A 13,203-nucleotide genomic window follows, 5' to 3' on the forward strand; every position below is an offset into this window, starting at 1 on the left:
GTTTACCTGCCCAGGCAAACCTTGAGATCAAAGCATGCGATTATGGGATGATTCGAAAACAGGCAGAGGCTAAGGACAAGTTGCAATTTCGACGGTGAATCGAAAACTCTGCGGATAGGCCAAGGACAATCTCGTGCCAAAGCGCACTTTTTTCTGGGATGCGATCCGTGGATATTCTAGGATGATGGACAGCACGGCTTTGCTGTTTCTGAAAGAAAAGTCGATTTGCAGAACACGTTCGGGCATACTTGGAGTCAGAGGTGAGCCGATCGACGCATCCTGAGGAATCGATCAAGAGGCATTATGGCTGAGTTGGAGCGAACTCGAGTGACGCTACCCGCGGCGGTGGGCTGTCTTTATGAGCTGCGGCTGTATCCCGACGGCCGGCTGCATTATGACACCCTGTCCGGCAATTTAAAGGAGTTGACGGGGCTAAGCGATGCCGATGTGAACGCCTCATTTGCCAGCGGTCAATTTCCCCATATTCGCAATTTGTCTGAGGATTTTCTGCCGTCGATTTACGAATCAGCGCGGCAATTGACACCCTGGGTCAGGGATTTGAACATCGTCAACCCACACACTCAGCGGGAGTTGTGGTTGCGCATCCACGGGATACCGCGTCGTCTGGAGGATGGTAGCGTTGTCTGGTCCGGGCTGATGACGGACATCACGGACCTGAAACGCTCGGAGGCCCAACTGCGGCAGGTGGTGGAAGCGCTCACTTTGAGCGAGGCACACTTGAAGGTCGCCTTGGACAGTGCCCGGATGTTCGCCTGGGACCTGGACCTGCGCACCGGGCGTTGGGTAACTACCGCGCCACTGGAAGAGTTTTACGGAGTGCCGGCGGAGGAAATTGATTTTACTAGCGCAACAGGTTCGCTAGTAGCCGTACATCCGGACGATGTACCGGTGGTTGTGGCGGGGCGGCAGCGGGCCATCGAGACTGGAGAGCCGATGTGTTATGAGTTCCGGGGCCGCGTTCCAGCCGCCGACGGTTCGACTCGTTGGTTCGCCACGCGAGGAACGGTCATTTATGACGACGCGGGCCGGCCTGTGCGGATTGTTGCCGTGACCAGTGACATCACGGAGCGGAAGCGGGCGGAGGCAGAACGGGAAGCATTTTATCGCCAAATGCTCGAAGCGCAGAAGTGGGAAAGCCTCGGAGTCTTGGCGGGTGGCGTCGCCCATGATTTCAACAACCTCCTGACGGTTATCCTGGGAGGAGCCGGCTTGACACGCCGGGCGGTGGGAGCTTCCCCGGTGGTCAATATGTATCTGGATCAGATCGAACAAGCCTGCCATCGCGCTGCGGAACTCTGCCGCCAACTGTTGGCTTATGCGGGACGTAGCCAACTGGCACGCACGGACAACGATGTCAACGCTGTGATACAGGCGGTAGTTGAGATGCTGTCTGGGCATTGCCGAGCGGGGCAGCAGTTGCGTATGCAACTGGCGCCGGATCTGCCTCTGATTCGGGCGGACCCTGCGCTGGTGCGGCAGGTGATTTTCAATCTCCTCACCAATGGATTGGAAGCTCTGGAAGGCCAGGCGGGAGTGGTGACCATCAGCACGGAGCGGCGGCAAATCCAAAAAGGAGAAGCGACGAAGGGCTTTGTGCTCTTGCCACCACCGGGGGAGTATGTATGCGTCTGTGTCCAGGATACCGGGATCGGAATTCCGCCGGAGTTGCACAGCCGCGTCTTCGACCCCTTTTTCTCGACCAAATTTGCTGGCCGTGGTTTGGGGTTGGCCGCTGTATTGGGAATTCTGCGCTCGCACCAAGGAGGTATCCGTCTGGAATCCCAGATGGGTCAAGGCACGCTCCTGGAGATTTACTGGCCGATCACTCCGAGGGAAGTTGCTAAGCCGATGCAGATCGGCGAAGCCACGCCACTTGGCCCGCCCAAGGTTCTGGTGGTCGATGACGAGCTTTACATCCGAGAAGTTATCGCCTCGACGCTTCAGGAGATGGGTTACGAACCGTTGCTGGCCGCAGAAGCGGAAGGGGCATTGACACTCTGCCGCCAGTATTTGCCCCAGATTGTCCTCGCCGTGTTGGATGTGGTCATGCCCGGCATGTCCGGCGATCAACTGCTCAAATCCCTGCGCCAGTTGTCCCCCGCCTTGCCGGTGATTATGACCAGCGGGTATACAGATGGCCGCATTCTGCCCAGCGGAGCCGATCGTATCACTTTCTTGCAAAAACCGTTTCGTCCGGAAGAGCTGATGGCCTTGGTGCGTCAGTTGCTCGGTAGCAAGGAAGCCGCATAATTGGCACTCTCCGCACTGCCCTTGTCCAAGGGCGATGATATTCTCTTATGCCAGTGGGAGGCTGTTTTCGGTTCCTGCTTCTTCCAACAAAGCTGACTGTTAGGGAAAGGGAGGCAAAGGGAGCATCAGGCTTGCTGGATCCTGCCTGACCACCCCTGCTTCGTACAGAATAGATTTTGACGGCGCTATTTCCCCAGGGCGGCGACGCGGCGTTTGAGTCCTTCTGGAGTGAACTCATCCGGTGCGAAAGTTGGTTCAAGATTGACGTTGCGGAAGTAGTAGCTGGCAAGGAGGTGGCCATCAGCGCGGTACAATTCGCTTCCCAGTTGCAGCCAGCGTTCGGCATCGAGGTAGATGCGCACGCGAACGACGCCCAAATCGGCTGGCTGATCGCCGGGTCGGATGTTGGGCGTGCCGCCAATCTCAAAAGGATCGACTTCCGGTTCGGGACAACTCCGTTCCAGGATGTGGCAGACGCGTCCATCGAGAAAATCGACGGCTTCGGTGGCGAGGTAATGGACCTGGAGCCGGCCGGCTTGGTGGCGCTGCTTCCAGACGGTGTAGGTTCGCAGCATGCCGCGATAAAGACCCGCATCGCGCACGCAGTAGCGAGAGGAGGAGCGAGCGCTTACGTCATTGAGAGCAATGTAGTGTTCGGGTCTTAGCAGGGCCTGCGGCCGGTAAGTTAGGATTTTATCTTTTCCACCTCCTTGTTCTTCGACAAAGAGCACCCCGCGTACGGGACTACCAAGCACCTGGCGTGCACCTTCGCGCCAGATCATGCGGACCTGGATGTGAGTACGGCCCGATTCATCCGGCACATCGCCGCGAACAGCGAGGTCGATGACTTCCTGCACGGGTTCCTGCGGCGGCGCAGGTTGGCCGTATATCCGTTCCTTCTTGATCAGGGTGGCGGTCATGCCGTGTCGTACCTCCCGCTGGTAGCGTGCCAGGCACTTCTCCAGGGCTTCGACCGGCTGGTGATCGAGGAGCAGGCGCAGGAAGGCTTCCGCTTCGGGCAGGGGTTTCTGGTCGTCGTAAAACTCTTCGCCTTCTGCCAGGGGGGGAGCGGGACGGAACCAGGTCCAGCACGCCCACACCCCACCCGTTAGCACCAAAATGCTTCCAAGCAGTAAGTACCGCATCCTTCGTCCTTTCCTGGGGGGTGTCGAGCCGATGGCCTCGCCAACGGGGGCAGGAAACAGGGTGGCCGGTGGAGTCCAGTCCATCTTACCCATTTTGTCTCTCCGTGAAATGAATAAGGAATCTGCGGAAATTGTCCGCCCACTTCCCAATCCGACGCCGCTTACCCGGTCTGCATACTCGTGCTAGCTTGTCCCGCTGGGGCCGGACAAATGCAGTTGCATCCCGGACGGGCCGATAGTATCCAACATCGAGAAAAAAGCGAGAGGACTTGGACGACACCCCAAACACCTTTCGGAAACGCAGGGAACCGATTCGGTGGAACGGATTCGTGCCTGACTTGAGCTATCGAAGCGATTCCAGAGGATGTGCCGGCGAGAAACTGTCGCCCTGATCCGTTTGAAGATTTGGAATGCGGGCAGGCGCATGAGTGATGAGGAGTGAGACGGTTATGGGACGTTGGGTAATCGGGTCAGTGGGAATCGGTCTATTGGCGACGGCCATCGCTTGGGCGGGTCCCTTGCGCTGGCGGGGAGAGAAGCACCAAGTATCACTTCCGCCTTCTGCGGTTCCGATTGTGCATCAGACGTACTGCCTGGCTTGGTCAGCCGCCGCTGCGGAACCATCCCGCTTCCCAGCCGGCAAGCCTTTGGTGTGGGTGGTGGATGGTGCCGGAGACTTGAAAGGTTGCTCGACGGCTTTAGCGCATGCGAATGCCGTGGCAGGAAATCCGGTGGAATTGGCCGTATTTCCCTGGTCCCATGGCTATCGCCGCCTGCTGAAGGATCAGATAGACGGCGGACATGCACGGCGGCAGGGAGCGCGCCTAGCTGAGGCGATTTGGGACCAGCGGCAGCGGCAGCCGGACCGGCGAATGGTCCTGGTGGCTCATAGCGCGGGTTGTGCCGTAGCTTTGGGAGCGGGTGATGTTCTCCCACCGGATAGCCTGGATCGTATCTTGTTGCTGGCTCCCAGCGTGTCCGCGGGTTATGATCTGCGCCCGACTTTACTCTCCGCACGGGAAGGAGTAGACGTTTTCTGCAGCAAGCGAGATTGGGTAGCCTTAGGCTTCGTTGTGCGGGTGGTGGGAACAACTGACAATTTCTGGTCGGGGACCGCCGCCGGCCGATGGGGCTTTCGCCAAGCCCAGCAGGCCGCCCAAGATCCTTTGATTGCCCGCCGCTTGCGGCAGCACTTCTGGTCTCCGGAGGTGGCGTGGACGGGGCATCACGGCGGCCATCATGGCATGCACGCTCCAGGATTCATCCATACCTTTCTCATGCCGTTGATCCTGGGTCAATGACCCCTCCACCTCCGCCGTGCGTTTCATGGACCTGTCCGCTGTGAGGTTTGCAGGCGGATCACACGGTTCATCCGCTGCTTGCCAGGAGCCGAAGATATGCTGGTCAGAGCGAAACGGCGCAGTGATCGTGGGAACACGGTGGGAGTGCATCTGCTGCTAAGCCTGGGGGTATTGGGGGGTGTGGTGTTTTCGGGGACATTCCTCTGGGCTCAGGATACCTCGCCGCCTGGTGCTACGCCGCCGGCCAGCACGTTGGCTCCAACCCCGCCCTCTTCCGATGCTCCTCTGCCTCTAGTCCCTCCCCCAGCAACGACGGGTTCAGACGATCCCGCAACCGTTCCTGGCACGTCGTCTCCGCCGGGGCTGGAGTATGATCCCCGCTATCTCTATCTGCCACCGGTAGCACCGCGGCGTGGTCCCGACGTATGTTACCCGCCGGGCCGCTGGTGGGTTCGCCCGGCCCTGGAGTTGGCCTGGTGGCCGGTTCCGCCCCTGCAACAGAACCTGCGCTTGGCCATCCCTGACCAAGATGGCTCGGCTTTCCTCGGCCCGTATCTGTTGACAGCCGGCCGCGATGTACCCACGTTTCAAGCTGCGTTCTCTCTTAATGGGGGGTTCTGGCTGGATTCTCTCAACCGCTGGGGAGTGGAAGCGGGTTTGTTCGTGCTCGGCGGCAACGCCACGATTTTTCCAGGTTACGCCCCGGAAATGCTCGTGCTCTTCCCGGACGGAGTGCGAGGTGGTGCGCCTCAGTTACTCGTCTTTCCACCGGGAACCCCTCTGCTCGACGTCTTCCCGCTCACCTACACCTCCTGGTACATCACGGCGGATGTGAACTACCGCCACAATTTGCTCTGCACACCGCAGTACCGCCTGGACCTGCTGTTGGGTTACCGTCATGCCTTCGCTCAGGACGAGTTATACTTCGGCGAACCGCCAGATGGGAGCACGGTTGATCAGCATCGCTTTAATCGTTTGGCAGCGTCCAATCCGTTCCACGGGGGGCAAGTGGGACTGGCGGGGGAATATCGTGGCGGGCCATGGTTCGTCGCGGGAGCGGTGAAAGTGGCCTGGGGAGTGGTCACCCCGAAGATCGAAAGCACCGGCTTGTTCACCGGCACGTTCGCACCGGGACCGGCTGCCTGGCAACGCCCTGCGGGGCTAGATAGCCGCTGGGGAGAGCGTTTCGCCGTCCTGCCTGCGTTGGAGGTGACCGTGGGCCGGCAAGTGGGCAACCACCTCCGCTTGTATGCTGGCTATACCTTTCATTACCTGAGTCGCTCCATCCGCCTAGCCGACGCGTTGGATCCCCGGACCACTCCCCGACTGACAGACCTGTGGCTGCAATCCCTCAGCTTGGGTTTAGAGGCCCGCTTCTAACAGGAAATGAAAGCACCAAAAATGCTGTGCCGCCGGCGATGATACCAGCGGCGACGAGCAGGTTTGGTTCTCTAAAAGCGAACCGAGGGGTGCGGTCAGATCGCAGCGATTGAGTCTGCGGTACGATAGAGCGAGCGAACTCCCTCACTTCTGGCTGCTTGGGGGGTCCACCAATCGGCCTAGGAACAGGATACTCCCGGTTTGCTGGTCACGAATCAGGAACAAGAAAGGCCGATCGGCTCGGAAAATCTTTGGAGTAGGACGCGTAGCACTTAGGGCGAACACAATCGCTGTGGCTGCTGCGGCTTCTGTCCCTTCTTCGTTGACTTCGACGAAGGCTTTGTGCAGCACATGGGAAATGAACAGCTTCTCCGGACCGCTGTGCATACCGCTAAAGTCGGCCTCCTTCGTCGTGAAAGCCTTCTTGATGCCCAGTGCTTTCAGCGGCTCGTTCAGCAAATACGGTTGTTGCATTTCTAACCGGAAGTGCGGCAAGAAGACCTCAACTTTCCCGGCAGGCCTCAAAGCGCCCAGAATCTGCGTCAACTTTTCAGCACTGAGTTGCTTTTCCAAATCCGGCAACCCGTCGTGCTTCCTCGGCAAGAGTATGGTCATGCTCAACCGTTTGCCGACATAAGGCAGGTCCAGAACCTGCAAGTCAGGAGTTTCTGCATACAAGCAGTCCTTGGGATTGGATTGGTACATCAAAGGCACCTTGACCTGACTGCCGTCGAGGCGGGTGAACGGCTGCTCCTGGGTTTTCTTTTTGTCGAACTGTGATAGCCAATCCCCTTTGAAGTAGATGGCATTGGTCAGCACCGCCCTTGTGAGCGGTGTGATAGCTCTCGGGGGTATCAGGTCCTTGATCTTCTCACGGGTTTCATTTTCGACCCATTTGTTGATTGTGTTGCGCGCTTGTTCTGGCTCAGAGATGAAATCCACGTCGAACAGTCCGGCTCGGAAATCTTGTTGGAGGAGCTTCTTATACTCCGCCCGCCAGGGATAGCCCTGTTGAGCCCAAAGGGCGTTGGCAGTACTGAGGGTGAAACCTCGCTTGGCCGGGTCGCCTCCATTAAGGTCACGCAACAACGCACCAAAGGCGGCATAGGCCTGGTCGGGCAGATGCAAGGTGCGGATCATCTCGGCTTGTGTCTCACCGCGAGCACCGGCAGCGGCCATCGCCAACGCGGTGGAAATGCTAAACGGCGAGAGGAAGTGGTTGCCTTTCGGGTCTTTCGCTACGAGTTGGGCATAGAGATTGAAAGCAAAGCGGGTGTTGCCTTCCACCAAAGGCCTCAATTGTTGCTGAGGTACCGCACGGGGTTCCTCCGTCCAGCCGCGGGGCGACGCGATCACCGCCAGGCTCACGACCAATCCTGACACCACTCCAAAGCCCCAAGTTCGGGCACATGTTGGATACCACCCAGGTTTTCGCTGCATAACAGGTCCTCCGTCGAGTTGACTCCCCTCAGTGGAGGGAGCGGTGTTCCTGATGTGGCTCTCGTAACCTCCCGCTACAGTATTCGACGAAGACGGACCGGTTTGGTTTTGTCACGGATATTTTGGTTTTGTCAAGGATGCGTTACGAGGAGATGGGGTGGAAATACTTTGATCTAAAAGAAGCTCTGACTGCGGGAATAACTTTCTGTTTTAGAGCAGCGGGGCTTTTTTCCGCTTCGACCCGTGGCCTGTCCCCAAGGGGCAAAGATTGAAACATAAATAAAGAAGGCCGGGTGGCAGGCATCCCGTGAGCCTATCTTTGCCGCTCACGGCGCTCCCCGGCTCCCCCTGATTTTCGCTGTTGCAGTCGTAACCGATCCAAGGGCGGTGGGCTTTAGTCTTTCCTCTTTTCCCTGTCCTCCTTCGGAGCTGAATCTTTGTCACGGAGTCGAGGTTGTAATTGCTGGTTCTTCAAGCCCGGAAGCCCAATTTGCTGGAGCAATTCCTTGATCACGGGCCGGTATTTTTCGGGGACTTGGTCCAGCTTGTCCGCTTCCACTTTGTTGTCCCCATCGATGATGAGGATTTTTTCGATGGGTTTGGAGTCGTTCTGCGAGCCGGTGATGGTGTATTGAACGCCATCATCCACGGCCTTGATGGTGAACTGTCCGTTCAAATACGTGATGGAAACACTGCGGGCTTTGCCACCGCCTGGCAGGGGGAAAGCTGGGTCCGGGAAGAGGGGGAATCTCTCGAAATCGAAACCCGGCTCGATACCGCCCCGCCGTAGATCGGGAATGCGAGGACGCGGCCGATCTTCCCGCTTGATCTCTGGCAAGGTGATATCTTTCAGTTCCACGCGCTTGCCTTTGCGTAGGACTACCGCGGTGACTTTTTCCCCAGCCTTGATGGTTTGAACCAACCGGGCGAAGGCTTCGGGGTCATCCGGGACTGGCTTACCGGCGAATTCCAGCACAATGTCATGGACTTTGAAGCCCGCTTTTTCCGCCGGTGTGTCGGGGAGAACGTCCGTCACGAGAATGCCCCGGTCCGGCTCCAGCCCCAACTGCTCGGCCAAGGCTTCCGGAATCCGTTGCATGCGGATGCCCAGACGGGGGCGGTCTCCCGGCGCGGGGAAGAAGGGGAACAGGTCGTCTCCCAATCCTGGGCCGACAAGAACACGGGGTTGGCCGATGGCTTGGAGCATCAGTTGTGTCGCTTCTTCCAGTTTGCGGATCGCTTCGGGGTCATTGGGATTTTCCAAAAGTTGGCGGAAGGCTTCCTCCCGTAGTTTCTGCGCTTTGTCGAACAGCTCCCGATCAATGCCTGGGATGTTGCCCGGTAAACGAGGCAGGACCAAGCCTGGGGGCATTATCACCCCTCCGTCCCCTGGCGGGAACAGAGGTCGACCGGGGCGATCCCGCGGCGGATCCAGGGGACGCACGGACGGACGCTCGGCTTGTAAAGTCCGGCCAATGAGCTGCTTTTCGACAGCTTCCAACTCCTTGCGGATGGCATCGACATTTTCCCCTTTGCGAGCCGCTGCTTCCACAGCTTCCCGTAAAGCTAGTAACTCCTTCGGGGGATTGGTTTGATCCGGTGCAATCTTCAATCCTTGCTGTAACGCCTTTTCCAAGTTCTGAAGTGCCTCTTGAATCTCTGTGACATTCACGCCGCGCTTGTCCGCCATCTGCACGGCATCCCGCAAGTCTGCTAATACCGCTGCTTTCGGCTCGTCCGCGGTGGACCAGGCGACACCCCAGCCGAGCAGGAGCGCCGCGCAACTTACCACCATCATTGCCGCTAGCCAACGTTGGACGTATTGCCTGTTCATCATGTCCATGCCTCCTCTTCTACTGTTCCCACCGGTGCGATTCCCTTCGCCACTTGTATTAGATACGACGAGAGAATGCAACGTTTCGTTGGTCACAACTTCTAATTCTTGCGCAAAATCTTACCTTTTCCCTTATTGTCCATGTGGGGATACACTCGTGTCAACCGGAGGGATTGTGCAGGCAATAACATTATGCCAACTCCAGGTGTCCAAATAATCAGGTGCTGAGGGAGTGGGCCTGGATTGGGTGTGAGGATTCAGTGAGGACGAGCGTTCTTGAGTTATACGGATTGACTTTTCTCAGGAGGTGTGCTTGTGCGCTAGCTGAGGAGTCTTGACGCAAGGGCAGGGTATTTCCATGCTCGGAAGCGGACACCTGCGTTGAGTACTACTTATGGGCATGGGATTGATTGAGGGAAGCGATAGGATGGATTGGAAGAGGGAGCGAATGAGGCCGCTGGTTGGCGGATGCTTGTGACGAGAGCGACAAGGAAGCTATAATTGTCTGCACGATGAGGTAATAAAAGGCCAGGGAGGGAGCGTGTCAGACGCACCGCGGGTATTGCTGATTGGTCCTGCCCCTGGTTGGGAGCGGGAGATGTGGCCTCAGGCCGCCGTGGAACATGTACCGGCAGAAGCGGCGGTGGTGGCCCAGCGTTTGCACGCGGGAAAATATGATGCGGTCATCGCACGCCCGGAAATTCTGACTCCGCTTTTGGAACGCTTCCAGCGGGATGAACTGATCCTGCAGAATATCGATAAAGGTCTGGCCGTCCTTGATGCTGAGGGGCGCATCCTCTGGGCCAATCCCACTCTGCGGCTTTACACCCAAGGGGATCCGGTGGGTCGGCCGTTCTTGGAGGCCTTGCAGGCGCGCGTAGCCGCCGTTGGGGACTTTCTGGACCCGCAACGCCGGGCGGAAGCAGATTGGCATTCCCCCAGCACTTCCCGTTTAGAAGATCCGCTCGGTCCTGCTCGTCAAGGCCGTGTCGTGCATTTGCGGTTGTTCTGCCCCACCTGTAGCGACCAGCCGTATCTGGAAGCCGACATTCGGCCTGTATTGGGGCCAGATGGCCAGGTCACGCAGTTGGTCGTTCTGCTCCGCAATGTCACGCCGGAAATTGTCCAACAGCAGAAGCTCGACGCACTTCATCAAGCCGGACGGGAACTGGCGGGTCTGAGTCCAGAACAGTTGGCGGAAATGGATGTGCGCTCCCGGATTGAGCTACTCAAGCAGAATCTCCGCCATTGCATCCACGACCTGCTGCACTACGACACCATTGAGGTCCGCCTCTTGGATCGCAAGACGGGGGAACTGATTCCCCTTTTGCAAGACGGGATGCTTCCGGAAGCGGCCCATCGCAAACTGTACGCCCGGCCCACAGATAACGGCGTAACTGGTTACGTGGCCTATACAGGCCGGAGTTACCTTTGCCCGGATACCACCAAAGACCCGCTTTATCTTCAGGGTGCTCCTGGCGCGCGGAGTTCGATGACAGTGCCTTTGAAGTTTCACGATGAAGTCATCGGTACGCTCAATGTGGAAAGCCCGCGGGTCAACGGCTTTGGCCCAGAAGACTTGCAATTCACTGAGCTATTCAGTAAGGAGATCGCCGCAGCCCTCCATACCCTGGATTTACTCAGCGCCCAGCAGATTTGTACCGCCTCCCAATCCATCGACGCCGTCAACAAAGAGATCGCCTTGCCGCTGGATGAGGTGGTGGCAGGTGCGAGTGTGCTCCTGGAGCAATTCCAGCCGACCCATCCAGAAGTGGCAGAGCGGTTGCGTAAGATGCGGGCCGCGGCGCGGGCCGTCAAGGAAGGGGTTGCCCAGGTCGGAAAGAACTTGCTCCTCGGTCCCCTAGCTCCCACCGGCGAAAGCCCGCTGCGCGGACGGCGCTTCCTCGTCATCGACTCCGACGAACAGATGCGGCGGCAGGCCCATCTGGTGCTCAGCCGACTGGGAGCGATCGTGGAAACCGCTGCCACTGCGAGCGATGGCTTGGCAATGGCTGCCAGCTCGGATTACGACGTCATCTTGCAGGAAGTCAAACCTCCTGATTTGGGCGGCTACGAATGCTATCGCCGCCTTCGGAGCGCCTCACCCCGTGCCCTGATTGCCATGACCACGGGCTTCGGGTACGATACCGCTCACTCGATTCTCAAAGCCCGTGCCGATGGTATGAAGCACGTCCTCTACAAACCCTTCCGCCAGGATCAAATCCTGAAACTGCTGCCTGACTTGCCTCCACCACTCGCGCCAACCCCTATCTCGCCCGCTGCTCCGGCCTCAACAGAGACCGACACCCCTCCGGCCTCACCCGCTCCTCCAGCGACCGAAACTTCCATGACGGCATCGAACGCCTTGCCGACTCCCAATCCCAGCCACCTGCCCCCGGCGTCATCCGCTGAGCCACAACCTTCCCCGACCGTAACGGCTCCACCCAACTGAATCTGTTCTCTACTGCGGGACCAATCCATTCCACTTGTGCCCGGTACCGTGCCTTTTGGGCTCCCCGGTTTCATTCCGGAAAGTTTGTCGCAATTCCTTCCCCCGAAACAAATCGTCCCTCCTTTATCCCTCGAGAGACCGGAGCGGTTGTTCTGTATCAGTCCGTTAGGCTTCTGTAGAAAACGCTTGGGCAATCGGTTAGGGGTGGAAGGCATCATTCTCCGCTCCGACGAGACGTGATGAGGAACGGGCATCTTCGGCTGAGGTGATTCCATGGCGATCGTGATCCTGGGCAGTTATGACGACCAGCATGCCTGTCATATGTACCACTATCTCAAGGAGCGGTATGCAGCGGATGTGGAACTGGTGGATAGCCGCTGGTTCCCCACGCAGATGCACATCCACTACGTGCCGGTGAGTCGGGAGGGTTATCTGCGATTGCCGTCGGGCCGACGCTTGGCTTTGGCCGAAGTTCAAGCGGTCTATTGGCGTTGCTGTTACGGTGCGGCTGTACCTCCGTTGCCGGACCTGGATCAACGGTACATCGCGGAATACGATGCTCAAGGACTGCTCGACAGCATTCTCAAGGACCTGCCGGCTCGCTGGGTCAATAGTTGGCAGGCTCAACAACTTCATCGCACCAAGCCGGTGCAATTGGCGCGCGTGGCGCAGTTGGGGGTGGCCATTCCTGCTACGATTGTCACCAATGATCCCGCCCAAGTGAAGCAGTTCGCAGCAGAGCATCCCCGCAGTATTTTCAAGCCAGTGCAGGGGGGCGCCCATGCCCAGCGCCTGGAACCCCGCCATATGGACGAAGAGCATCTGGCCCATCTCCGTTTGGCCCCGGTAACCCTCCAAGAGGAAGTCCCTGGCACCAATGTTCGCGTCTTTGTGGCTGGGAAAGAGGTGCTGGCCTGTGAAATCCGCACCTCGCATCTGGATTACCGGGATGATCCCTGCCCCCTCCTGCTTGTTCACCAGCTTCCTCAAGAGATGATCAAGCAGTGCCGTCAGATTGCTGAAGCGCTGGAGTTGCTCTGGACCGGCATCGATTTTCGCCTAACACCGGAGGGACGATACGTCTTTCTCGAAGCTAATCCGAGTCCAATGTTTCTAGGATTCGAGCAAGCGACGGGTCTGCCGCTGTCCGAGGCCCTCGCCGCTTTACTTCTCTAACTTCAGTTCCCAACGGCAGACGCCTGGTTCCCCGTGCTGCTCGTAGTTCCGGAGGTGGAGGATCGCCTCGTAAAGCGCAAGAAAGCACAGGCTGGGTTACGTCCCTTGCTTGGCCTAAGAACGTCATACCGTGGGGGAGGAAGAGAAAACAGCGATGAAGGAGGTGCACGTATGTTTCCACCTCACCACGGCCATCGTAGGGCT

At 58.4% G+C, this 13,203-nt stretch carries 8 protein-coding genes; 5 read left to right on the plus strand and 3 right to left on the minus strand.

Annotation, left to right across the window (positions count from 1 at the left end; genetic code table 11):
* The first annotated feature begins 303 nt into the window (after positions 1-303).
* On the plus strand, positions 304-2,271 hold the full coding sequence (locus H0921_RS16515; RefSeq protein WP_194539632.1) for a hybrid sensor histidine kinase/response regulator: 1,968 nt from the start codon (positions 304-306) through the stop codon (positions 2,269-2,271).
* A gap of 185 nt (positions 2,272-2,456) precedes the next feature.
* Here the strand turns inward: H0921_RS16515 and H0921_RS16520 are convergent, their stop codons facing one another.
* Positions 2,457-3,416: a DUF1571 domain-containing protein gene (locus tag H0921_RS16520; protein ID WP_194539633.1), complete on the minus strand. Its 960-nt coding sequence runs from the start codon at positions 3,414-3,416 to the stop codon at positions 2,457-2,459.
* Positions 3,417-3,865: 449 nt separating this feature from the next.
* On the opposite strand from H0921_RS16520, the gene H0921_RS16525 reads away from it, so the two are divergent.
* The gene (locus tag H0921_RS16525; protein WP_194539634.1) at positions 3,866-4,717 is read left to right on the plus strand and encodes a hypothetical protein; all 852 of its coding nucleotides are present in this window, start codon (positions 3,866-3,868) and stop codon (positions 4,715-4,717) included.
* A 96-nt stretch (positions 4,718-4,813) separates the two neighbouring features.
* The gene (locus H0921_RS16530) at positions 4,814-6,097 is read left to right on the plus strand and encodes a BBP7 family outer membrane beta-barrel protein (protein WP_194539635.1); all 1,284 of its coding nucleotides are present in this window, start codon (positions 4,814-4,816) and stop codon (positions 6,095-6,097) included.
* A 144-nt stretch (positions 6,098-6,241) separates the two neighbouring features.
* On the opposite strand, the gene H0921_RS16535 is transcribed toward H0921_RS16530, so the two are convergent.
* Positions 6,242-7,537, minus strand: a complete 1,296-nt coding sequence (locus H0921_RS16535; protein ID WP_194539636.1) for a serpin family protein — start codon at positions 7,535-7,537, stop codon at positions 6,242-6,244.
* Between the two features lie 394 nt (positions 7,538-7,931).
* Positions 7,932-9,374: a PDZ domain-containing protein gene (locus H0921_RS16540; protein ID WP_194539637.1), complete on the minus strand. Its 1,443-nt coding sequence runs from the start codon at positions 9,372-9,374 to the stop codon at positions 7,932-7,934.
* Between the two features lie 538 nt (positions 9,375-9,912).
* Between H0921_RS16540 and H0921_RS16545 the strand changes: the two genes are divergently transcribed.
* Positions 9,913-11,823 carry a GAF domain-containing protein gene (locus H0921_RS16545; protein WP_194539638.1) on the plus strand — a complete coding sequence of 637 codons (1,911 nt, stop codon included), beginning with the start codon at positions 9,913-9,915 and terminating at the stop codon, positions 11,821-11,823.
* 273 nt (positions 11,824-12,096) lie between these two features.
* On the plus strand, positions 12,097-12,999 hold the full coding sequence (locus tag H0921_RS16550) for a RimK-like protein (RefSeq protein WP_194539639.1): 903 nt from the start codon (positions 12,097-12,099) through the stop codon (positions 12,997-12,999).
* The last annotated feature ends 204 nt before the right edge of the window (positions 13,000-13,203 follow it).

The sequence above is a fragment of the Thermogemmata fonticola genome, assembly GCF_013694095.1.
Lineage (GTDB): Bacteria > Planctomycetota > Planctomycetia > Gemmatales > Gemmataceae > Thermogemmata > Thermogemmata fonticola.

What these genes read in the sequence shown, in the direction of transcription:
- H0921_RS16515 (WP_194539632.1), top strand. Translation starts at nt 304, where the DNA reads ATGGCTGAGTTGGAGCGAACTCGAGTGACGCTACCCGCGGCGGTGGGC.
- H0921_RS16520 (WP_194539633.1), bottom strand. Translation starts at nt 3,416, where the DNA reads ATGCGGTACTTACTGCTTGGAAGCATTTTGGTGCTAACGGGTGGGGTG.
- H0921_RS16525 (WP_194539634.1), top strand. Translation starts at nt 3,866, where the DNA reads ATGGGACGTTGGGTAATCGGGTCAGTGGGAATCGGTCTATTGGCGACG.
- H0921_RS16530 (WP_194539635.1), top strand. Translation starts at nt 4,814, where the DNA reads ATGCTGGTCAGAGCGAAACGGCGCAGTGATCGTGGGAACACGGTGGGA.
- H0921_RS16535 (WP_194539636.1), bottom strand. Translation starts at nt 7,537, where the DNA reads ATGCAGCGAAAACCTGGGTGGTATCCAACATGTGCCCGAACTTGGGGC.
- H0921_RS16540 (WP_194539637.1), bottom strand. Translation starts at nt 9,374, where the DNA reads ATGATGAACAGGCAATACGTCCAACGTTGGCTAGCGGCAATGATGGTG.
- H0921_RS16550 (WP_194539639.1), top strand. Translation starts at nt 12,097, where the DNA reads ATGGCGATCGTGATCCTGGGCAGTTATGACGACCAGCATGCCTGTCAT.